Origin of the sequence: Escherichia sp. WS1118 (assembly GCF_046487695.1) — a bacterium.
Taxonomy (GTDB): Bacteria; Pseudomonadota; Gammaproteobacteria; order Enterobacterales; family Enterobacteriaceae; genus Escherichia; species Escherichia coli.
In genome coordinates this window covers 1-23,436 of record NZ_JBJQIZ010000017.1, presented here as the reverse complement: position 1 = coordinate 23,436, position 23,436 = coordinate 1, and the positions used below count along the sequence as shown (strand labels likewise).

The window sequence follows — 23,436 nt, the reverse complement described above, 5'->3', positions numbered from 1 at the left end:
AAAGGCCACCTGAAAAGTGTGGCCTGATGGGAGTGAGATGTAAACATTGCGGCAGTTTCAGTCGACTTGTATTGCCGGATGCGGCGTAAACGCCTTATCCGGCCTACCGCCGCGATCTGTAGGCCGGATAAGACGCGTCAAGCGTCGCATCCGGCAAATAACATCTGGCTGATAATTACTGATTACCCACCTGATCGCCATACGGCAGAGTGTCGTAATCGATCAGTGCGTTTTTCTTATACGGGTTACCAATCCAGCGGGTAGTTTCTTTGAACTGCGGATTCACCACTGAACGGGTTGGATCGTAACCGTCGTAAGATAAGCCCGCCAAATCTGACCAGGTGTGGATCAGTTCCGCCAGGCTGTATTTACGATCAACATCCTGTGAGAAATCACGCGGATGAGTCGCTTGCCATTTTTCTGACGTCCACAGCAGGAACGGAATGGTGTACATATGACGCGTCGGGTTGTCTTCATTACGCCCCTGAGTTTTGTGCGGCGGCGTGTCGTAAACCTCTTCACCGTGGTCAGAGAAATAAACCAGGAAACCGTTCGGATCGGTCGCTTTAAAGTCTTTAATCAGGCTGGCAACCACGTGATCGTTGTACAGGTTAGCATTGTCATAATCATTATATGACTCCAGCTCTTCTGCGTTTAATCCCGGTGGAACATGCTCTGTATTACCGTCAAATTTGCCCTGATCTTCCGGATAACGGTACTTGTACTTGATATGCGTACCCAGCAGATGAACGATGATCAGTTTCTTCGGCGCAGGGTCCTTCAGCACTTCCTGGAACGGCTTCAGCACGTTGGTGTCGTATTCACGCGCACTCTGCGTACGTTGCTGGTTCATGTAGTACTGCTTGTCGGTCTGGCGCGAAAATACCGTCAGCATGGTATTGCGGGCGGTCATCGTCTGCTGGTTGGTGATCCAGAAGGTTTTATAACCCGCCTGTTTCATCATGTTCATCAGCGACGGCTGCGTCAGATACAGATCCGGGTTCTTTTCATTGGCAAAGGTCAGCGCCTGTTGCAGGATTTCAATGGTGTACGGACGAGACGTAACCACGTTATTAAACACGGTCAGATTCGGATCGGTTTTATGCAGCTCATCCAGCTCCGGCGTGGTTTCACGCGGATAACCGTACAGACTCATGCGTCCACGCTGGGTCGATTCGCCAATTACCAGCACTAAGGTGCGCGGTTCGTTACCCGATTCATCTTTGAAATTAGCCAGCGGCGGCAAGGCATTATTTTCATTCAGTAGCTTTGTTAGCGAGTTTAGTTGCTGACGATACTGATAATAGCCGGTCAGGAATTGCCACGGTGCGGCAGGCTCCATACGCGATGCCAGGTTATCCAACGTTTTCTCAAACGGCTTGTTCTTGATAAACGTATTCATGGCGATCGGATGCAGAATCAAGCCATAAAGCAGGGCAAAAGAGACAACATAACGCCACGGCTTTGGAATATAGACCGGGCGCAGGCGTGTCCACAGCAGAACTGCCACCGCCGTATAGGCCAGCGCGATAAGCACAATTTTCAGGCTGAAATACTGGCTTAAATACTCGCTGGCTTCGTTGGTGTTGGTTTCGAACATCACAAACAGAACGCTCTGCGAGAACTCCTGACCGTAGATGACGTAATAGCACAGCGCCGCCAGAGAGGCCGCCCATAGCACCACGCCGATCACTGCGGCAATAATTTTAATCCGCTTCGGAAAGAGGAATACCGGGATCAACCACAGCGAACTGAATAACAGCGAGTCGCGAATGCCGTTAGTGCCACTATAACCACTGATGTAAATAATGGCCTGTAGCAGAGTAGAGAAAAACCAAAAGTAGAGCAGTGCCCAACCCAGGGCTTTCCAGCTAAAAAGGGGTTTAGCCTGGACTTCTGTGGAATGCATAGTAAGAACCTGTCTTGAAAAAAATATCGCCGAATGTAACGACAATTCCTTAAGGATATCTGAAGGGATATCCAGATTTTGAATAAAATGCAGACAGAAATATATTGAAAACGAGGGTGTTAGAACAGAAGTATTTCAGAAAACCCTCGCGCAAAAGCACGAGGGTTTGCAGGAGAGGAAGATTAGCCGGTATTACGCATACCTGCCGCAATCCCGGCAATAGTGACCATTAACGCCTGCTCGACGCGAGGATCCGGTTCCTGGCCTTCTTTTTCTGCCTGGCGGGAGCGGTGCAGCAACTCGGCCTGCAATACGTTCAGCGGGTCGGTGTAAATATTCCGTAGCTGAATAGACTCTGCAATCCACGGCAGATCGGCCATCAGGTGAGAATCGTTGGCAATCGCCAGCACCACTTTGATGTCTTCTTCTTGCAGATTGCGTAACTCTTTACCTAACGGCCACAGTGCTTTGTCGACCAGGCGTTGGTCATAGTATTCTGCCAGCCACAGGTCTGCTTTGGCGAAGACCATCTCCAGCATGCCGAGACGCGTCGAGAAGAATGGCCAATCGCGGCACATGGCTTCCAGCTCGCTCTGTTTGCCATCTTCGACCACTTTTTGCAGCGCCGTACCTGCACCCAGCCAGGCGGGGAGCATCAGGCGGTTTTGCGTCCAGGCGAAAATCCACGGAATAGCGCGCAGTGACTCGACGCCGCCGGTTGGGCGACGTTTCGCCGGACGTGAACCCAACGGCAGTTTACCCAATTCTTGTTCCGGCGTAGCGGAGCGGAAGTAAGGCACAAAATCTTTGTTTTCACGTACGTAGCCACGGTAGAGATCGCAGGAGATGACTGACAGTTCATCCATAATGCGACGCCAGCTCTCTTTCGGCTCAGGCGGTGGCAGCAGGTTGGCTTCCAGAATCGCCCCGGTGTACAGCGACAGGCTGCTGACGGTGATTTCTGGCAGACCATATTTAAAGCGGATCATCTCGCCCTGTTCGGTCACGCGCAGGCCACCTTTCAGGCTTCCTGGCGGTTGTGACAGCAGCGCCGCATGGGCAGGTGCGCCGCCGCGACCAATGGAACCGCCGCGACCGTGGAACAACGTCAGCTCAATACCCGCTTTTTCGCAGGTTTTGATTAATGCATCCTGTGCCTGATATTGCGCCCAGGAAGCTGCCATCACGCCCGCATCTTTTGCTGAGTCGGAATAGCCAATCATCACCATCTGTTTGCCCTGAATCAGGCCGCGATACCAGTCGATATTCAGCAGCTGGGTCATGACATCGTTGGCGTTGTTCAGGTCATCGAGGGTTTCAAACAGCGGAGCAACCGGCATCGCAAACCCGATACCCGCTTCTTTCAGCAGCAGGTGGACAGCCAGCACGTCGGACGGCGTTTTCGCCATCGAGATCACGTAGGCGGCAATGGAGCCTTGCGGCGCTTCGGCAATCACCTGGCAGGTATCGAGCACTTCACGCGTTTCGGCGCTTGGTTGCCAGTTGCGTGGTAGAAGCGGACGTTTGGAGTTCAGTTCGCGGATCAGGAACGCCTGTTTGTCGGCTTCTGACCAGCTTTCATAATCGCCGATACCGAGGTAGCGGGTCAGTTCGCCTAATGCTTCGGTATGACGCGTGCTCTCCTGACGGATATCAATACGCACCAGCGGTACGCCGAAACATTTCACGCGGCGCAGGGTGTCGAGCAGATCGCCATTGGCGATAATACCCATGCCACACGCCTGAAGTGACTGGTAGCAAGCGTAGAGCGGTTCCCACAGTTCTTCGTTTTGTGTCAGCAGACCTTCTGGTTTTGGCAATTCTTCGCCTTTCAGGCGCGCTTCCAGCCATGCCTGTGTCGCCATCAGGCGAGAACGCAGGTTTTTCATCAGATAGCGATACGGTTCTGCGGCTCCCTCTTCGCCAACCAGCGCCAGCAGTTCAGGGGTGGCTTCAACCATCGACAGTTCAGAAACCAGAACCTGAATATCTTTCAGGAACAAATCGGTGGCTTTCCAGCGACTGAGCAGCAGGACGTGGCGGGTGATATCGGCAGTGACGTTCGGGTTGCCGTCGCGGTCACCGCCCATCCACGAGGTAAAACGTACCGGAACAAATTCGACGGGCAGTTTGTAGCCGAGGTTCTCTTCCAGTTGTTCGTTTAGTTCGCGCAGGTAATTCGGTACGCCTTGCCACAGGCTGTTTTCTACTACGGCAAAGCCCCATTTGGCTTCATCTACCGGGCTTGGGCGCAGTTTACGGATTTCATCGGTATGCCATGACTGGGCGATCAACTGGCGCAGGCGGCGCATCAGCTGGTTGTGTTCGTAGTCGGCGATATCTTTGTTATCGAGCTGTTTTAAACAGGCGTTCACTTCCACCATTTTGTGGATCAGTGTACGACGGGTAATTTCGGTTGGGTGAGCCGTGAGGACCAGTTCCAGCGACAGCGATTCCACTGCTTTTTTGATGGTGTCTTCGCTCAGTTCCGGCTGGTTTTTCAGTTTACGCAGGGTGCGGGCGATCACTTCCGGGTTGCTGGCAGCTTCGCCTTTCGGCGAAATGCTGTGGTATTGCTCGGCGGTGTTGGCCAGGTTCAGAAACTGACTAAACGCACGCGCAACGGGCAGCAGCTCGTCGTTCGACAAATTTTGTAAGGTGGTGAGCAACTCCTGGCGGTTAGCATCATTGCCAGCGCGTGAAGATTTGGACAACTTACGGATAGTTTCTACGCGTTCAAGAATGTGTTCTCCTAACGCATCCTTGATGGTTTCTCCCAGCACTTTGCCGAGCATACTGACATTACTACGCAATGCGGAATATTGTTCGTTCATATTACCCCAGACACCCCATCTTATCGTTTGATAGCCCTGTATCCTTCACGTCGCATTGGCGCGAATATGCTCGGGCTTTGCTTTTCGTCGTCTTTTATAAAGCCACGTAAAAGCGGTGACGTCAAATGCTGCGAAATCGCTTCAGCAAACGAATAAATAGCAGGAATTTACGCTATTAAATTCACGACGCTTTAAATAAGCGTAACTTATGGGAATGTTAAAAAATCGCCTCGAGTAACACCAAAGGTGTAGGTCGGATAAGATGCGTAAGCATCGCATCCGACATTGTTTGGCCTACGTTTTAATGCCAGCAAAAATGGTGAATCACCTGGGTGATCAGTTCGCGGGTGGGCTTGATAAACCTCGTCTCCAGATATTCATCAGGCTGATGAGCCTGATTAATTGAGCCAGGCCCCAGAACCAGCGTCGGGCATAACGTTTGAATAAACGGCGCTTCGGTACAGTAATTCACCACTTCGGTCTTTGCTCCGAGCAATTTCTCAACCACTTCAACCAGTTTATGATTCGGTGGGCATTCATAGCCAGGGATCGGCGGATGCAGCTCGTCGACCGTCAGACGACCCGGCCAGCGTTCGCTCACTGGAGCCAATGCATCGTTGAGCAAACCGTTAAGTTCATTGAGTGTCATGCCTGGCAGCGGACGAATATCCATATGCAACTCACAGCAAGCACAAATACGGTTAGAAGCGTCGCCGCCGTGAATATGCCCGAGGTTGAGCGTAGGGTATGGCACGGTAAACGCGTCGTAGTGATAACGTTCTTTCAGGTTATCGCGCAATTGCAAAATATGCCCTATGGCGTCGTGCATCAGTTCGATAGCGTTAACTCCGCGTGCTGGATCGCTGGAGTGGCCCGACTGGCCCTGAATACGGATGGCGTTAGAGATATGACCTTTATGCGCGCGTACCGGTTGCAGCGACGTTGGCTCGCCAATGATGGCGCAATCCGGGCGCAGGGCGGTAGTTTCGGCAAAATAACGCGCTCCGGCCATACTGGTTTCTTCATCGGCAGTCGCCAGAATGTAGAGCGGTTTTGCAAGCTTCGTGACGTCGACATCGCGTAGCGCATCAAGGATAAACGCAAAAAAGCCTTTCATGTCGGCGGTGCCTAAGCCGTAAAGCTTGCCGTCATGCTCCGTCAACGTAAATGGATCGCGCGTCCAGCGTCCGTCATCAAATGGCACCGTATCGGTATGCCCCGCCAGCAACAAACCGCCAGCCCCCTGTCCGCAACTGGCCAGCATATTAAATTTGTTGCGAGTTCCTGGCACAGGCTGTACTTCCACATTGAAGCCTAAATCCTTAAACCAGTCCGCCAGCAGAGTGATTAAATCTGCATTGCTTTGATCGAGTGCCTCTTCCGTGGCGCTTATTGAAGGTGTGGCAATCAGAGCACGGTAAATCTCGATAAATGGCGGTAATTTGTTTTTCATTGTTGACACACCTCTGGTCATGATAGTATCAATATTCATGCAGTATTTATGAATAAAAATACACTAACGTTGAGCGTAATAAAACCCACCAGCCGTAAGGTGAATGTTTTACGTTTAACCTGGCAACCAGACATAAGAAGGTGAATAGCCCCGATGTTGAATACGCTGATTGTGGGTGCCAGCGGCTACGCTGGCGCAGAGCTAGTGACCTATGTAAATCGCCATCCGCATATGAACATAACCGCTTTGACTGTTTCAGCGCAAAGCAATGATGCGGGAAAGTTAATCTCCGATTTGCATCCGCAGCTAAAAGGCATCGTTGATCTGCCGTTGCAGCCGATGTCGGATATCAGCGAGTTTAGCCCAGGGGTGGACGTGGTGTTTCTCGCCACCGCCCATGAAGTCAGCCACGATTTAGCGCCGCAATTTCTTGAAGCAGGCTGTGTGGTGTTCGACCTTTCCGGCGCGTTTCGTGTTAACGATGTCGCCTTCTATGAAAAATATTACGGCTTTACCCATCAATACCCGGAACTGCTGGAACAGGCAGCCTACGGTCTGGCGGAGTGGTGCGGTAATAAATTAAAAGAAGCGAACTTGATTGCCGTGCCAGGCTGTTATCCGACGGCAGCACAGCTGGCGCTGAAACCGTTGATTGATGCCGATCTTCTTGACCTCAATCAGTGGCCGGTGATCAACGCCACCAGCGGCGTGAGCGGTGCAGGACGTAAGGCAGCGATTTCAAATAGTTTTTGTGAAGTTAGCCTGCAACCGTATGGCGTCTTTACCCATCGCCATCAACCAGAGATCGCCACACACCTCGGTGCTGACGTTATCTTCACCCCGCATCTGGGCAATTTCCCGCGCGGCATTCTCGAAACCATTACCTGCCGCCTGAAACCGGGTGTGAGCCAGGTGCAAGTGGCGCAAGCGTTACAGCAGGCGTATGCCCATAAACCACTGGTGCGGCTGTATGACAAAGGCGTTCCGGCGCTGAAAAATGTCGTTGGACTGCCATTCTGCGATATCGGTTTTGCCGTTCAGGGCGAGCATCTGATTATTGTGGCGACCGAAGACAACTTACTGAAAGGCGCGGCGGCACAAGCGGTGCAGTGCGCCAATATTCGTTTCGGCTATGCGGAAACGCAGTCTCTTATTTAAGGGTGCAATGATGAATCCATTAATTATCAAACTGGGTGGCGTACTGCTGGATAGTGAAGAGGCGCTGGACCGTCTGTTTAGCGCACTGGTGAATTATCGCGAGTCACATCAGCGTCAGCTGGTGATTGTGCACGGCGGCGGTTGCGTGGTGGATGAGCTGATGAAAGGGCTGAATCTGCCGGTGAAAAAGAAAAATGGCCTGCGGGTGACGCCTGCGGATCAGATAGACATTATCACCGGAGCACTGGCGGGAACGGCAAATAAAACCCTGCTGGCATGGGCGAAGAAGCATCAGATTGCGGCCGTAGGTTTGTTTCTCGGTGACGGCGACAGCGTCAAAGTGACCCAGCTTGATGAAGAGTTAGGCCATGTTGGACTGGCGCAGCCAGGTTCGCCTAAGCTTATCAACAGCTTGCTGGAGAACGGTTATCTGCCGGTGGTCAGCTCCATTGGCGTAACAAACGAAGGGCAACTGATGAACGTCAATGCCGACCAGGCGGCGACGGCGCTGGCGGCAACGCTGGGCGCGGATCTGATTTTGCTCTCTGACGTCAGCGGCATTCTCGACGGCAAAGGGCAACGTATTGCCGAAATGACCGCCGCGAAAGCAGAACAACTGATTGAGCAGGGCATTATTACTGACGGCATGATTGTGAAAGTGAACGCGGCGCTGGATGCTGCGCGCACGTTGGGCCGTCCGGTAGATATCGCCTCCTGGCGTCATGCGGAACAGCTTCCGGCACTGTTTAACGGTATGCCGATGGGTACGCGGATTTTAGCTTAAGTTTTGTTGGCCGGAGGCGCAGCTTTCCGGCATTGAATTTCAAAATAAGGAAACAGAGTTATGGCACTTTGGGGCGGGCGTTTTACCCAGGCAGCAGATCAACGGTTCAAACAATTCAACGACTCACTGCGCTTTGATTACCGTCTGGCGGAGCAGGATATTGTTGGCTCTGTGGCCTGGTCCAAAGCCCTGGTAACGGTCGGCGTGTTAACCGCAGAAGAGCAGGCGCAACTGGAAGAGGCGCTGAACGTGCTGCTGGAAGATGTTCGCGCCAGGCCACAACAAATCCTTGAAAGCGACGCCGAAGATATCCATAGCTGGGTGGAAGGCAAACTGATCGACAAAGTGGGTCAGTTAGGCAAAAAACTGCATACCGGGCGTAGCCGTAATGATCAGGTAGCAACTGACCTGAAACTGTGGTGCAAAGATACCGTTAGCGAGTTGCTGACGGCTAACCGGCAGTTACAATCCGCTCTGGTCGAGACCGCGCAGAACAATCAGGACGCGGTGATGCCGGGTTACACTCACCTGCAACGCGCCCAGCCGGTGACGTTCGCTCACTGGTGCCTGGCCTACGTTGAGATGCTGGCGCGTGATGAAAGCCGTTTGCAGGACGCGCTTAAGCGTCTGGATGTCAGCCCGCTAGGTTGTGGCGCACTGGCAGGAACGGCCTATGAAATCGACCGTGAACAGTTAGCAGGCTGGCTGGGCTTTGCTTCGGCGACCCGTAACAGTCTCGACAGCGTTTCTGACCGTGACCATGTGTTGGAACTGCTTTCTGCTGCCGCTATCGGCATGGTGCATCTGTCGCGTTTTGCTGAAGATCTGATTTTCTTTAACACCGGCGAAGCGGGGTTTGTGGAGCTTTCTGACCGTGTGACTTCCGGTTCATCATTAATGCCGCAGAAGAAAAACCCGGATGCGCTGGAGCTGATTCGCGGTAAATGCGGTCGGGTGCAGGGGGCGTTAACCGGCATGATGATGACGCTGAAAGGTTTGCCGCTGGCTTACAACAAAGATATGCAGGAAGACAAAGAAGGTCTGTTCGACGCGCTCGATACCTGGCTGGACTGCCTGCATATGGCGGCGCTGGTGCTGGACGGCATTCAGGTGAAACGTCCGCGTTGCCAGGAAGCGGCGCAGCAGGGTTACGCCAACGCTACTGAACTGGCGGATTATCTGGTGGCGAAAGGCGTACCGTTCCGCGAGGCGCACCATATTGTGGGTGAAGCGGTGGTGGAAGCCATTCGTCAGGGCAAAGCGTTGGAAGATCTGCCGCTCAGTGAGTTGCAGAAATTCAGCCAGGTGATTGGCGAAGATGTCTATCCGATTCTGTCGCTGCAATCGTGCCTCGACAAGCGTGCAGCAAAAGGCGGTGTCTCACCGCAACAGGTGGCGCAGGCGATTGCTTTTGCGCAGGCGCGGTTGGGGTAATTTGTTTATATTGCTCCCCTGAAAATGGGGAGCTTACCACGCCTACAAAGTGTGACACTTCGTAGGCGGATAAGGCGTTTACGCCGCATCAGGCAGAAATTTGTCAGTATTCTGGTGACCTTAAATTTAACGCCCAACCAGAACCATTATTTGTCACATTCCTTTTTATTCTTGCGTCTTCTTTACCTTCACTCTCCCCATAAAAATTATATTTTCAATACATCAGCCAATACATACTTTAATTAATTGAATATAATTCATTTCTATTGCTGTGTTCATTTTTAATGATTAATGGAGTTTGTTATGTGATTATTTAACGTGTTGTTTTAACGATGATGGCTAATTATTCAGGTGGTTTTTGAGGGTGTTTTTTCTCCTCGGTAGAAATTTTTATTTTTAATGTGATCACGGTTGAATAATCACTTTTTCTCTCTTGTATGGTAGTAGGCGTAAAATTAAGTTTGAAGTGTCTATTTACAATACAGGAGATTGCAATAATGAAAATTATTGCTGTGGATGTTTTTGTTACTTGTCCCGGGCGTAATTTCGTTACGCTTAAAATAACCACTGAAAGCGGACTTTGTGGATTAGGAGATGCCACGTTAAATGGTCGCGAATTGTCGGTCGCTTCTTATCTGAAAGATCATCTTTGTCCTCAATTAATTGGCCGCGATGCCAGCCGTATCGAAGATATCTGGCAATTCTTTTATAAAGGAGCTTACTGGCGACGTGGTCCCGTCACGATGTCGGCCATTTCTGCCATTGATATGGCGTTGTGGGATATCAAAGCTAAAGCGGCAAATATGCCATTGTATCAACTGCTTGGTGGCGCTTCTCGTGAAGGCGTGATGGTTTATTGCCACACCACCGGGCGGACGATTGATGAAGTCCTTGAAGACTATGCAAAGCACCAGCAGATGGGCTTTAAGGCGATTCGTGTGCAGTGTGGTGTACCGGGTATGCAAACCACCTATGGTCTGGCGAAGGGCAAAGGACTGGCGTATGAACCAGCAACCAAAGGCCTGTGGCCAGAAGAGCAGTTGTGGTCTTCAGAAAAGTATCTCGATTTTACGCCGAAGTTATTTGAAGCGGTGCGTAATAAGTTCGGTTTTAACGAACATCTGTTGCATGACATGCACCATCGCCTGACCCCCATCGAAGCGGCGCGCTTTGGGAGGAGCATTGAGGATTACCGCCTGTTCTGGATGGAAGATCCGACGCCTGCCGAGAACCAGGAATGTTTTCGTCTGATTCGCCAGCATACCGTGACGCCGATTGCGGTCGGTGAAGTGTTTAACAGTATCTGGGACTGCAAACAGTTAATCGAAGAGCAGCTGATTGACTATATTCGCACGACGATTACCCATGCAGGCGGCATTACCGGGATGCGACGGATTGCCGATTTTGCATCGCTTTATCAGGTACGTACCGGTTCGCATGGCCCTTCAGATTTATCGCCTGTTTGTCATGCGGCGGCGCTGCATTTTGACCTCTGGGTGCCAAACTTTGGCGTTCAGGAGTACATGGGCTATTCCGAACAAATGCTTGAAGTCTTCCCGCACAGCTGGCGCTTCGATGAAGGTTATATGCACCCAGGCGATGAACCGGGGCTGGGTATTTCTTTCGATGAGAAACTGGCGGCGAAATATCCGTATGACCCGGCGTATCTCCCCGTCGCACGACTGGAAGATGGCACATTGTGGAACTGGTAATAGCGGTTCGCTTAATTATTTTCTGAATATTCATCAAATCGATTAATTCCGCTCAAGGAGCTAAAAATGGACGTTGATGTGTCAACCAGTGTTGCGGGTAATAAACCGCAACGGATTCGTCGTATTCAGACAGTGACCCTGGTTTTATTATTTATGGCGGGGATCGTTAATTTTCTCGACCGTTCATCATTGAGCGTGGCAGGTGAAGCGATTCGTGGCGAGTTAGGATTATCCGCTACCGAATTTGGTGTTTTGCTTTCTGCATTTTCTCTGTCTTATGGTTTTTCACAACTTCCTTCCGGTATTTTGCTAGACCGCTTTGGCCCACGAATAGTGTTAGGCGCAGGCTTAATATTCTGGTCATTAATGCAGGCATTAACAGGAATGGTTAATTCTTTTAGCCACTTTATTTTAATGCGTATCGGTCTGGGTATTGGCGAAGCGCCATTTATGCCTGCGGGAGTAAAGTCGATCACCGACTGGTATGCGCAAAAAGAACGCGGCACGGCGCTGGGGATTTTTAACTCATCTACCGTTATCGGTCAGGCTATCGCGCCTCCTGCTCTTGTATTGATGCAACTGGCATGGGGCTGGCGGACGATGTTTGTCATCATCGGCGTAGCAGGGATTCTGGTTGGGATCTGTTGGTACGCGTGGTATCGCAACCGGGCGCAGTTTGTCCTGACCGAGGAAGAACGGACATATCTCTCCGCGCCGGTTAAACCGCGTCCACAGTTACAATTTAGCGAGTGGCTGGCGCTGTTTAAGCATCGGACAACCTGGGGGATGATTTTAGGTTTCTCTGGCGTCAATTATACCGGTTGGCTCTACATCGCGTGGTTACCCGGTTATTTGCAGGCCGAACAAGGTTTCAGTCTGGCGAAAACCGGTTGGGTGGCGGCAATTCCTTTCCTCGCGGCGGCGGTCGGGATGTGGGTTAACGGTATTGTTGTCGATCGGCTGGCGAAAAAAGGCTATGACCTGGCGAAGACGCGTAAAACGGCTATTGTCTGCGGTTTGATGATGTCGGCATTAGGCACGTTGCTGGTCGTGCAATCTTCCTCGCCAGCCCAGGCGGTAGCGTTTATCTCAATGGCGCTGTTCTGCGTGCATTTCGCGGGAACATCTGCATGGGGGCTGGTGCAGGTGATGGTGTCAGAAACAAAAGTGGCTTCCATCGCCGGGATTCAAAACTTTGGCAGTTTTGTTTTTGCTTCCTTTGCTCCGATCGTAACCGGTTGGGTCGTGGATACCACACACTCGTTTAATCTGGCGCTGGTTATCGCGGCCTGTGTGACGTTCACCGGGGCGCTGTGTTACTTCTTTATTGTCAAAGATCGGATTGAGTAACCGTTACTATCAGGCTCTCTTGCTGTGGGCCTGTAGAATAAAAAAAAGCGGATCCTGGAGATCCGCAAAAGTTCACGTTGGCTTTAGTTATTCGAGTTGAGAAACTCTCGAAACGGGCAGTGACTTCAAGGGTTAAAAGAGGTGCCGCTCCGTTTCTGTGAGCAATTATCAGTCAGAATGCTTGATAGGGATAATCGTTCGTTGCTATGCTACCTATCGCCGCGAACTATCGTGGCAATGGAGGATGGATAATGAATATTCGTGATCTTGAGTACCTGGTGGCATTGGCCGAACACCGCCATTTTCGGCGTGCGGCAGATTCCTGCCACGTTAGCCAGCCGACGCTTAGCGGGCAAATTCGTAAGCTGGAAGATGAGTTGGGCGTGATGTTGCTGGAGCGGACCAGCCGTAAAGTGTTGTTCACCCAGGCGGGAATGCTGCTGGTGGATCAGGCGCGTACCGTACTGCGTGAGGTGAAAGTCCTTAAAGAGATGGCAAGCCAGCAGGGCGAGACGATGTCCGGGCCGCTGCATATTGGTTTAATTCCCACGGTTGGACCGTACCTGCTACCGCATATTATCCCGATGCTGCACCAGACCTTTCCAAAGCTGGAAATGTATCTGCATGAAGCACAGACCCACCAGTTACTGGCGCAACTGGACAGCGGCAAACTCGATTGCGTGATCCTCGCGCTGGTGAAAGAGAGCGAAGCATTCATTGAAGTGCCGTTGTTTGATGAGCCAATGTTGCTGGCTATCTATGAAGACCACCCGTGGGCGAACCGCGAATGCGTACCGATGGCCGATCTGGCAGGGGAAAAACTGCTGATGCTGGAAGATGGTCACTGTTTGCGCGATCAGGCAATGGGTTTCTGTTTTGAAGCCGGGGCGGATGAAGATACACACTTCCGCGCGACCAGCCTGGAAACTCTGCGCAACATGGTGGCGGCAGGTAGCGGGATCACTTTACTGCCTGCGCTGGCTGTGCCGCCGGAACGCAAACGCGATGGGGTTGTTTATCTGCCGTGCATTAAGCCGGAACCACGCCGCACTATTGGCCTGGTTTATCGTCCTGGCTCACCGCTGCGCAGCCGCTATGAGCAGCTGGCAGAGGCCATCCGCGCAAGAATGGATGGCCATTTCGATAAAGTGTTAAAACAGGCGGTTTAAGCCATTTAGCGCAGCTACCCGATAGGCTTCCGCCATCGTCGGGTAGTTAAAGGTGGTGTTGACGAAGTACTCAATAGTGTTGCCGCCACCTTTCTGTTCCATAATCGCCTGACCGATATGAATAATTTCGGCAGCGCGCTCGCCAAAGCAGTGAATACCCAGAATCTCTTTTGTTTCCCGATGGAACAAAATTTTCAGCGTGCCCACGTTCATGCCGACGATTTGTGCACGTGCCAGATGTTTAAACTGGGCGCGGCCCACTTCATATGGCACTTTCATCGCGGTCAGCTGCTGTTCGGTTTTGCCTACAGAGCTGATTTCCGGGATGGTGTAAATGCCGGTAGGGATATCTTCAATCAGATGTGCGTTGGCTTCACCTTTCACCAGCGCCTGCGCGGCAATGCGCCCCTGGTCATAGGCTGCCGACGCCAAGCTCGGATAACCAATCACGTCGCCCACCGCGTAAACGTGCGGCTGTGCGGTCTGATACATGCTGTTGACCTTCAGCTGTCCGCGACTGTCAGTTTCCAGCCCAATGTTCTGTAACGCCAGCGAATCGGTATTACCGGTGCGACCGTTGGCATAGAGCAGACAGTCAGCTTTCAGTTTTTTACCCGACTTCAGATGCATGATCACACCGTCGTCACAGCCTTCGATCTTCTCGTACTCTTCGTTGTGACGAATCACTACGCCACTGTTCCAGAAGTGATAGGAGAGAGAATCTGACATCTCTTGATCGAGAAACGCCAGCAGACGATCGCGGGTGTTGATCAGATCCACTTTTACATCCATACCGCGGAAGATCGACGCATATTCACAGCCGATCACTCCAGCACCGTAAATAAGTACATGGCGCGGTTCGTGGTGCATGCTAAGAATTGAGTCGCTGTCATAAATGCGTGGATGGGTGAAATCAACATCTGTTGGATGATATGGACGAGAACCGCAGGCAATAACAAATTTTTCAGCAGTTAGTGTTTCGACGCTGCCGTCCGGGCAATCCAGCGCCAACGTATGCTCATCAACAAAGCGAGCGTTCCCCTGCAATATTTCACAGTGATTACGTTCGTAAAATCCCTGACGCATGCGCGTTTGTTGATTAATCACGTTATCGGCATGGTTAAGGATATCGGCAAAAGAAGAGCGGAGCAGTCGGGAATGGTCGCTGTATAGTGGGTTTTGATTGAATTCTATAATGCGGCTGACGGCGTGACGGAGAGCTTTCGACGGGATGGTGCCCCAGTGGGTGCAACCGCCGCCAACATTTTGATAACGCTCGATAACTGCGACGCGCGCACCTTGCTTAACCAGGCCCATCGCAGCGCCTTCGCCGCCGGGGCCGGAACCTATTACTATGGCATCGTAATCGTAGGAATGTGGCATGGTAGGGCTTACCTATTCTTATACATAAAAGCAACAGAATGGTAACATTTTATCGCGGGTAAGCCAATTGATCCCCGTCATTTATCTGGCTATATCGTGAGCGGCCTTTGCTTTGTCTTCCTCCTTCTTATTTTATTTATTCACTATTAATCGCTTTTTCTTATGGCTGATAGTTTTATCTTGCCGAAGCGTGCTTTTTTGTTATTGTCTTTATGAAATCTTCTTATAAAACAAATATATAAATATTTTATATTGATGAGTTATTTGTATTTATACCATCAATAAAATCCGTTAATTAGCCTGTTTATAAGTGAATAAAGGAATAGCCGATGATCGAACACTATATTCGTGGGTTTGAGGAAGAACTTCGCGAGATCCGCCATCAGATCCACGAAAACCCGGAGCTGGGATTACAAGAATTTAAAACCAGTGCTTTGGTTGCGGAAAAGCTGCGCCAGTGGGGCTATGAGGTTGAGCAAGGGCTGGCGACAACCGGCGTGGTAGCCACGTTAAAAGTGGGCGACGGAGAGAAAAGTATTGGCCTGCGGGCGGATATGGATGCGTTGCCGATTTATGAAAATAGTGGCAAGCCCTGGGCCAGTAAACATCCTGGTTTAATGCACGCCTGCGGGCATGACGGGCATACCACCATACTGCTGGGGGCTGCGCGTTATTTTGCCGAAACCCGCCGTTTTAACGGCACGTTACGCCTTATCTTCCAGCCTGCGGAAGAGATGATTAACGGCGGTGAGATCATGGTTAAAGAGGGGCTTTTTGATCGTTTCCCCTGCGATGTCATTTTCGGGATGCACAACATGCCGGGTTTGCCGGTCGGCAAGTTTTTCTTCCAGCCTGGGGCGCTGATGGCGTCAATGGATCAGTTCCATATTACGGTTCGTGGTTGTGGCGGACACGGTGCGATCCCGCACAAAGCCATCGATCCAGTGCTGGTTGCTGCACATATCACCACCGCATTACAAAGCATTGTGTCGCGCAATGTCGATCCGCTGGAAGCGGCGGTAATTACCGTCGGCAGCATTGTTGCGGGTGAGGCGGCTAACGTCATTCCTGACAGTGCTGAGATGAAAATCAGTGTCCGCTCTCTTAGCCGCGATACCCGACAACTTCTTCTGACCCGTATTCCTGCTCTTGCACAAGCCCAGGCTGCCAGCTTTGGCGCTACGGCTGAGGTTACGCATGTTAACGGTACACCGGTATTAGTAAATGACGAGGAGATGGCGCGCTTCGCCTGGCAGGTGGCGTGCAAAACATTTGGTGAAGATCGGGCTGAGTTTGGCATCAAACCCCTGATGGGCAGTGAAGATTTCTCTTTCATGCTGGAAGCCCAACCCAAAGGCGGTTTCCTGTTATTCGGTAATGGCGATGTCGGGGAAGGTTCCTGCATGGTGCATAACCCCGGTTACGACTTTAACGATGCAAGCCTGGTCCCGGCAAGCAGCTACTGGGGCGCACTGGTTGAAGCCTGGCTGCAATAAATAAAACAACACACAACAACACTTTTTGGCAAGGAACATGGAATGACGGCGATCGTAAATGAAACCGTGAGTGTGAAGAAAAAGCCCAGCGGCAGGCGGGTGATCTTTGCCTCGGCGTTTGGCAATGCGCTCGAATTTTTTGATTTTGGCGTTTACAACTTTTTTGTGGTCTATATCAGTACGCTTTTCTTCCCACCCAGTGCCGATCATAACGTCGCGCTGTTACTGGCATTTGCAACGTTTGGTGTGAGCTTTTTTATGCGTCCGCTCGGTGGGATTATCGTTGGTGCCTGGGCCGATCGCTTCGGGCGTAAACCGGCGATGGTGTTCACTATTGCTCTGATGAGCCTCGGTACGCTGATGATCGGCATCGCACCGACGTATGAAACGGCGGGCTATTGGGGAACTGCAACGCTGGTGCTGGCGCGTCTAATTCAGGGCGTTGCGGCAGGTGGTGAAGTCGGGGCTTCAATGTCGCTACTGGTGGAGTCAGCTCCGGCAAATCGTCGCGGCTTTTACAGCAGTTGGTCACTGGCGACCCAAGGGCTGGCAACGACCTTCGGTGGGGTTGTTGCTTTAGGTCTGAGCGCATGGCTACCGTTCGCCACAGGTTCAGAAACCGTAATGGCAGAATGGGGCTGGCGTGTGCCGTTTTTTATTGGCGTGTTATTAGCACCTATCGGTTGCTGGTTGCGTCTGAGCCTGGAAAATGACGTACCTGAGCCAGTGCGCAATAAAAAAGCTGCTACCAGCGAAAGCGCGTTTTCTCTGCTCCTGCAACATAAGGCGACTATCGTTAATGGCGTTTTACTCGCTATTGGTAGCACGGTCGCAACCTATATCTCCCTCTTTTATTACGGCACCTGGGCGGCGAAGTATCTGGCGATGCCTCAACATTATTCTCATGCAGCGATGTTACTGGCGGGGGTAATTACGTTTGTGGGTGCGCTGTTGGTGGGGATGCTATGTGATTCGGTTGGGCGTAAAAAGCTGATTTTAATCTCCCGTGTGATGGTGCTTCTCTGTAGCTGGCCGTCATTCTGGCTGTTGGTGAATTACCCAAGCCCTGGCATGTTGCTGACGGTGGTTTTCGTGATGGTCAGCTTTACCACGCTTGGCGGTGTGCCAGTGATGTTGTTGATCTCTGAACTGTTGCCGAAACGGATTCGGGCATTAGGTTTCGCGCTGGTTTATAGCATTGGCGTAGCAATCTTTGGCGGTTTTGCGCAATATTTCGCCACGCAATCCATCGTGTTGCTGGATAGTCTGACGGCTCCGGCGTGGTATCTGGGGGGAGGCACGTTGCTGTCGATGCTGGCGTTGTTGTACGTAAAAGAACCGGCCAAAGAATTGCAGTAAATATGTTTTATTGCGTTACCGTTCATTCACAACACTGGAGCAATCCAGTATGTTCATTCTCTGGTATAGTGCCAGCAGTACTTTTGGCAAGGATTCAGACATCGTGATGGGCGTAAGAGCGCAACAAAAAGAAAAAACCCGCCGTTCGCTGGTGGAAGCCGCATTTAGCCAATTAAGTGCTGAACGCAGCTTCGCCAGCCTGAGTTTGCGTGAAGTGGCACGAGAAGCAGGCATTGCTCCCACCTCTTTTTATCGGCATTTCCGCGACGTAGACGAACTGGGTCTGACCATGGTTGATGAGAGCGGTTTAATGCTACGCCAACTCATGCGTCAGGCGCGTCAGCGTATCGCCAAAGGCGGGAGTGTGATCCGCACCTCGGTCTCCACATTTATGGAGTTCATCGGTAATAATCCTAACGCCTTCCGGTTATTATTGCGGGAACGCTCCGGCACCTCCGCTGCGTTTCGTGCCGCCGTTGCGCGTGAAATTCAGCACTTCATTGCGGAACTTGCGGACTATCTGGAACTCGAAAACCATATGCCGCGTGCGTTTACTGAAGCGCAAGCCGAAGCAATGGTGACGATTGTCTTCAGTGCGGGGGCCGAGGCGTTGGATGTCGGCGTCGAGCAACGCCGGCAATTAGAAGAGCGACTGGTACTGCAGCTGCGAATGATTTCGAAAGGGGCTTATTACTGGTATCGCCGTGAACAAGAGAAAACCACAATTATTCCGGGAAATGTGAAGGACGAGTAATGAAACAAGCAAATCAAGATAGAGGTACGCTGCTGCTAGCGTTGGTTGCTGGCTTATCGATCAATGGTACTTTTGCAGCGCTGTTTAGCTCCATTGTACCATTTTCTGTATTCCCGATTATTTCCCTGGTGTTGACAGTTTACTGCCTGCATCAACGTTATCTTAATCGCACTATGCCGGTAGGCTTGCCGGGTCTGGCAGCTGCTTGTTTTATTCTCGGCGTACTGCTGTACAGCACGGTAGTTCGTGCGGAATATCCGGATATCGGCTCTAACTTCTTCCCGGCAGTACTGTCCGTCATTATGGTGTTCTGGATTGGCGCGAAGATGCGTAACCGTAAGCAGGAAGTTGCTGAGTAATCGGTATCATGCCGGATGCAAGCGCATCCGGCATGGGTTTTACTTCGCGGTCAGTAATACGCCGCACTCCATATGGTGCGTGTAGGGGAACTGATCAAATAGAGCCAGACGTTCGACCTTGTGCGTCTGGCTTAATGTTTCCAGATTCTTGCATAACGTTTCCGGATTGCAGGAGATATACAGAATATGTGGATACGCCTGCACCATTTTCTCGGTTTCACTGTCCAGACCGCTGCGCGGTGGGTCGACAAAAATGGTTTCGCACTGATAACTCTTTAAGTCGATTCCTTGCAGGCGGTTAAACTCGCGCACACCATTCATCGCCTGAGTAAATTCTTCTGCCGCCATACGAATAATTTGTACGTTATCAATATGGTTAGCGGCAATGTTGTATTGCGCGGCGGCGACTGACGGCTTGGCGATTTCGGTGGCTAATACCCGATCAAAATTGCGTGCCAGCGCTAATGAAAAGTTACCGTTGCCGCAGTATAGCTCCAGTAAATCGCCTTTTGAGCCTTTGGTTACGTCCAGCGCCCATTCCAGCATCTGAATATTCATCGCCGCGTTCGGTTGGGTAAAGCTGTTTTCTACCTGACGGTAGATCATCTCTTTCCCCGCGATCGGCAGACGTTCGTCGATGTAATCCTGATCCAGCGCGATTTTGGTTTTCGTTGCCCGACCAATCAGATGCACATTCAGATTCTGCGCGCGCAGTGCATCGCGCAGGGCTTCCGCCTGCTGACGCCACTCATCATCCAGCTTTTTATGGTACAGCAAGGAAACAACCGCTTGATTGCTTAGCGTAGTGAGGTAATCAATCTGGAACAACTTGTGGCGCAGAATGGGATTATTACGCACACCCGCAATCATCGCCGTCATCAACTGGTTGATAAGTTCACTGGCGGCGGGGAAGCTATCCACACGGATACGACTTTTGGTTTGTTGATCGAAAATGATGTGGTACAGGTCATCGCCATCGTGCCAGATGCGGAACTCCGCACGCATCCGATAATGACTGACCGGCGAGCGAAACACTTCCGGAACCAGGTCAGAAAACGGTGCCATCATACTTTGCAAACGTACCACTTTTTCGGCTAACTGCGCTTCATACTGTTCTGTTGGAAGGTGTTCGGGGGTCATGATGTATCCTGAAAAATTAAAGTACGCGGCGATTGTAGGGATTGCTCATCAGATGTCCAGATCTTGATGAATTCCTATTTGTGAGCTACGTCTGGACAGTAACTTGTTACAACCTGTAGCATCCACTTGCCGGTCCTGTGAGTTAATAGGGAATCCAGTGCGAATCTGGAGCTGACGCGCAGCGGTAAGGAAAGGTGCGATGATTGCGTTATGCGGACACTGCCATCCGGTGGGAAGTCATCATCTCTTAGTATCTTAGATACCCCTCCAAGCCCGAAGACCTGCCGGCCAACGTCGCATCTGGTTCTCATCATCGCGTAATATTGATGAAACCTGCGGCATCCTTCTTCTATTGTGGATGCTTTACAATGATTAAAAAAGCTTCGCTGCTGACGGCGTGTTCCGTCACGGCATTTTCCGCTTGGGCACAGGATACCAGCCCGGATACTCTCGTCGTTACTGCTAACCGTTTTCAACAGCCTATCAATACTGTTCTGGCTCCGACGGATATTGTCACGCGTGAGGATATCGAACGCTGGCAATCCAGAACCGTTCTGGATGTGATGCGCCGCTTACCTGGTGTTGATGTCGCACAGTATGGCGGCATGGGACAGAGTTCTTCTCTTTTTATCCGGGGAACCGAATCGAAACACGTTCTGGTGTTAGTTGATGGAATTCCAGTAGCACGCCCTGGTATATCGAATAGCTCAGACATTGACCAGATCCCAGTCTCGCTGGTCCAGCGTATTGAATATATTCGTGGCCCACGCTCGGCTGTTTATGGCTCTGGTGCAATTGGTGGTGTTGTCAACATCATCACTATGACGAATAAAGAGCGTTCGCAAATTAACTCCAGTATCGGTTCGAAAGGCTACCAACAGTACGATGGCACATACCGCCAGCGTTTTGGAGATACGGTGGTGACTGCTGCAGGGGCTTATCAGACGACCAAAGGTTTCAATGTTCAGCCACACTCAAGTTATAGCGGAGATGGCGATCGCGATGGTTATCGTAACAAGCTGTTCTGGGGGGGAATTGAGCACAAATTTAACGATCAATTTGATGGTTACTTCCGTGGCTACGGTTATGCCAGTAATGCCGATTACGACCAAGGGAACTGGGGATATGATGGCGGCAATGATGAGCATCAAAATTACACACAGTCATGGGATACTGGATTGCGTTTTAATTCGGGAGTCTACTCTTCGCAACTGGTGGTAAATTATCAGCGCATTAAGGACTACAACTACAGCAGTCTGACTGGGCGTTACGCATCAGGTTATACACTTGATGATATGGAGCAACGTTACATCCAGTGGGGTAACAATGTCATTGTTGGGCATGGTGCTATCAGCGCAGGAGCAGACTGGAAACAGGAAAAACTGATGTCTTTTGGCGCTAATGGCACGGATAACTACAAGCGTAATAACACTGGGCTTTATCTAACCGGGCAGCAGCAAATTGATAACATCACACTAGAAGCCTCTGGTCGTGAGGATCACGATGGCCAGCTAGGTTGGCATGGCACTTGGCAAACGGCAGCAGGGTGGCAGTTTGTTGATGGTTACAAAGTAACGCTTTCCTATGGAACTGGTTTCCTTGCTCCTTCGCTTGGTCAACAATTTGGCGCAGAGCGGTTTGGTATTGCTTCTAACCCTAACTTGAAACCAGAAGAATCTAAGCAATGGGAGGCAGGATTAGAAGGCTTGACAGGTCCTGTTGACTGGCGATTGTCGACCTATCGCTACAAAATTCAGAACCTGATCGACTACAACAACAATACCTATTTTAACGTTAAATCCGCGACCATTAAGGGCCTGGAATGGACGGGTAATTTCACAACTGGTCCTATCGATCATCGTTTAACGTTGCAGTATGTAGACCCCCGTGATGATGAAACTGATCAACAACTCTATCGCCGTGCAAAACAGCAGGTAAAATATGAGTTGAGCGGTGAGGTTTACGAGTTGGGGTGGGATGTCACGTATCAGTACATTGGTGAACGATACGATTACGACTATGACAGTACCCGTAAGGTGAAAATGGGGGGACTGAGCGTGTGGGATATCGGACTTTCATATCCGGTCACCTCTCACCTGACAGTTCGTGGTAAAATAGCCAACCTGTTCGACAAAGATTACGAGACAGTCTATGGCTACCAAACTGCAGGACGGGAATATACCTTGTCTGGCAGCTACACCTTCTGAACCACGTCCCACCGTGCTGGTGTTTGACTCCGGCGTCGGTGGGTTGTCGGTCTATGACGAGATCCGGCATCTCTTGCCGGATCTCCATTACATTTATGCTTTCGATAACGTCGCTTTCCCGTATGGCGAAAAAAGCGAAGTGTTTATTGTTGAGCGAGTGGTGGAAATTGTCACCGCAGTGCAAGAACGTTATCCCCTTGCGCTGGCTGTGGTCGCTTGCAACACCGCCAGTACCGTTTCACTTCCTGCATTACGCGAAAAGTTCGACTTCCCGGTTGTTGGTGTCGTGCCGGCGATTAAACCTGCTGCACGTCTGACGGCAAATGGCATTGTCGGATTACTGGCAACCCGCGGAACTGTTAAACGTTCTTATACTCATGAGCTGATCGCGCGTTTCGCTAATGAATGCCAGATAGAAATGCTGGGCTCGGCAGAGATGGTTGAGTTGGCTGAAGCGAAGCTGCATGGCGAAGATGTTTCTCTGGATGCGCTAAAACGTATCCTACGCCCGTGGTTAAGAATGAAAGAGCCGCCAGATACAGTTGTATTGGGTTGCACCCATTTCCCTCTACTACAAGAAGAACTATTACAAGTGCTGCCAGAGGGAACCCGGCTGGTGGATTCTGGCGCAGCGATTGCTCGCCGAACGGCCTGGTTGTTAGAGCATGAAGCCCCGGATGCAAAATCTGCCGATGCGAATATTGCATTTTGTATGGCAATGACGCCAGAAGCTGAACAATTATTGCCCGTTTTACAGCGTTACGGCTTCGAAACGCTCGAAAAACTGGCAGTTTTAGATTGATTTGGTTGAATGTTGCGCGGTTAGAAAATTATTTTAAATTTCCTCTTGTCAGGCCGGAATAACTCCCTATAATGCGCCACCACTGACACGGAACAACGGCAAACACGCCGCCGGGTCAGCGGGGTTCTCCTGA

The 23,436-nt window shown here is 51.1% G+C and carries 17 protein-coding genes and 1 riboswitch; of the genes, 12 read left to right on the top strand and 5 right to left on the bottom strand.

Annotated elements, in window-relative coordinates; genetic code table 11:
* Positions 1-175: 175 nt before the first annotated feature.
* The 3 genes from ACJHYO_RS21240 to argE form a co-directional block, all read right to left on the bottom strand.
* Entirely contained in the window at positions 176-1,909 is a 1,734-nt protein-coding gene (locus ACJHYO_RS21240) for a phosphoethanolamine transferase CptA (protein ID WP_024009443.1), read from the bottom strand.
* Between the two features lie 182 nt (positions 1,910-2,091).
* Complete coding sequence (gene ppc, locus ACJHYO_RS21235; protein WP_001005579.1) at positions 2,092-4,743, bottom strand: phosphoenolpyruvate carboxylase; 2,652 nt, start codon at positions 4,741-4,743, stop codon at positions 2,092-2,094.
* A 301-nt stretch (positions 4,744-5,044) separates the two neighbouring features.
* Entirely contained in the window at positions 5,045-6,196 is a 1,152-nt protein-coding gene (argE, locus tag ACJHYO_RS21230; RefSeq protein WP_001314333.1) for an acetylornithine deacetylase, read from the bottom strand.
* 153 nt (positions 6,197-6,349) lie between these two features.
* Between argE and argC the strand changes: the two genes are divergently transcribed.
* The 6 genes from argC (at position 6,350) to oxyR (ending at position 13,803) form a co-directional block, all read left to right on the top strand.
* Positions 6,350-7,354 (top strand): N-acetyl-gamma-glutamyl-phosphate reductase, encoded by a 1,005-nt coding sequence (argC, locus tag ACJHYO_RS21225; protein WP_000935379.1) that lies wholly within the window; start codon positions 6,350-6,352, stop codon positions 7,352-7,354.
* 7 nt (positions 7,355-7,361) lie between these two features.
* Positions 7,362-8,138 carry an acetylglutamate kinase gene (argB, locus tag ACJHYO_RS21220; RefSeq protein ID WP_001519062.1) on the top strand — a complete coding sequence of 259 codons (777 nt, stop codon included), beginning with the start codon at positions 7,362-7,364 and terminating at the stop codon, positions 8,136-8,138.
* A 60-nt stretch (positions 8,139-8,198) separates the two neighbouring features.
* Positions 8,199-9,572, top strand: a complete 1,374-nt coding sequence (gene argH / locus ACJHYO_RS21215) for an argininosuccinate lyase (RefSeq protein WP_001230079.1) — start codon at positions 8,199-8,201, stop codon at positions 9,570-9,572.
* A 497-nt stretch (positions 9,573-10,069) separates the two neighbouring features.
* Complete coding sequence (manD, locus tag ACJHYO_RS21210; protein WP_000691039.1) at positions 10,070-11,284, top strand: D-mannonate dehydratase ManD; 1,215 nt, start codon at positions 10,070-10,072, stop codon at positions 11,282-11,284.
* A gap of 66 nt (positions 11,285-11,350) precedes the next feature.
* The gene (locus ACJHYO_RS21205) at positions 11,351-12,634 is read left to right on the top strand and encodes an MFS transporter (RefSeq protein WP_000382186.1); all 1,284 of its coding nucleotides are present in this window, start codon (positions 11,351-11,353) and stop codon (positions 12,632-12,634) included.
* A gap of 251 nt (positions 12,635-12,885) precedes the next feature.
* Positions 12,886-13,803 (top strand): DNA-binding transcriptional regulator OxyR, encoded by a 918-nt coding sequence (gene oxyR, locus ACJHYO_RS21200; RefSeq protein ID WP_001025939.1) that lies wholly within the window; start codon positions 12,886-12,888, stop codon positions 13,801-13,803.
* Here the strand turns inward: oxyR and sthA are convergent.
* On the bottom strand, positions 13,786-15,186 hold the full coding sequence (gene sthA, locus ACJHYO_RS21195) for a Si-specific NAD(P)(+) transhydrogenase (RefSeq protein WP_001120806.1): 1,401 nt from the start codon (positions 15,184-15,186) through the stop codon (positions 13,786-13,788). The two genes, oxyR and sthA, sit on opposite strands and share 18 nt — an antisense overlap.
* A gap of 329 nt (positions 15,187-15,515) precedes the next feature.
* Between sthA and ACJHYO_RS21190 the strand changes: the two genes are divergently transcribed.
* From ACJHYO_RS21190 to ACJHYO_RS21175, 4 genes are all read left to right on the top strand, one after another.
* Positions 15,516-16,682, top strand: coding sequence for a M20 aminoacylase family protein (locus ACJHYO_RS21190; RefSeq protein ID WP_000569571.1), 1,167 nt, complete (start codon positions 15,516-15,518; stop codon positions 16,680-16,682).
* A gap of 42 nt (positions 16,683-16,724) precedes the next feature.
* Positions 16,725-18,041, top strand: a complete 1,317-nt coding sequence (locus tag ACJHYO_RS21185) for a citrate-proton symporter (RefSeq protein ID WP_000125464.1) — start codon at positions 16,725-16,727, stop codon at positions 18,039-18,041.
* 103 nt (positions 18,042-18,144) lie between these two features.
* Positions 18,145-18,795: an HTH-type transcriptional repressor FabR gene (gene fabR, locus ACJHYO_RS21180; RefSeq protein WP_122083113.1), complete on the top strand. Its 651-nt coding sequence runs from the start codon at positions 18,145-18,147 to the stop codon at positions 18,793-18,795.
* Positions 18,795-19,154: a YijD family membrane protein gene (locus ACJHYO_RS21175; RefSeq protein WP_000806411.1), complete on the top strand. Its 360-nt coding sequence runs from the start codon at positions 18,795-18,797 to the stop codon at positions 19,152-19,154. The genes fabR and ACJHYO_RS21175 overlap by 1 nt, the downstream gene beginning before the upstream one ends.
* A 39-nt stretch (positions 19,155-19,193) precedes the next feature.
* Here the strand turns inward: ACJHYO_RS21175 and trmA are convergent, their stop codons facing one another.
* Positions 19,194-20,294, bottom strand: a complete 1,101-nt coding sequence (gene trmA, locus ACJHYO_RS21170) for a tRNA (uridine(54)-C5)-methyltransferase TrmA (protein ID WP_085455629.1) — start codon at positions 20,292-20,294, stop codon at positions 19,194-19,196.
* Between the two features lie 113 nt (positions 20,295-20,407).
* A riboswitch (cobalamin riboswitch) is annotated at positions 20,408-20,598 on the top strand.
* A gap of 64 nt (positions 20,599-20,662) precedes the next feature.
* Here trmA and btuB point away from each other — a divergent pair.
* Both btuB and murI read left to right on the top strand, forming a co-directional pair.
* Positions 20,663-22,501 carry a TonB-dependent vitamin B12 receptor BtuB gene (gene btuB / locus ACJHYO_RS21165; RefSeq protein ID WP_000591384.1) on the top strand — a complete coding sequence of 613 codons (1,839 nt, stop codon included), beginning with the start codon at positions 20,663-20,665 and terminating at the stop codon, positions 22,499-22,501.
* Positions 22,446-23,303, top strand: a complete 858-nt coding sequence (murI, locus tag ACJHYO_RS21160; RefSeq protein ID WP_001529515.1) for a glutamate racemase — start codon at positions 22,446-22,448, stop codon at positions 23,301-23,303. The genes btuB and murI overlap by 56 nt, the downstream gene beginning before the upstream one ends.
* Positions 23,304-23,436: the final 133 nt, after the last annotated feature.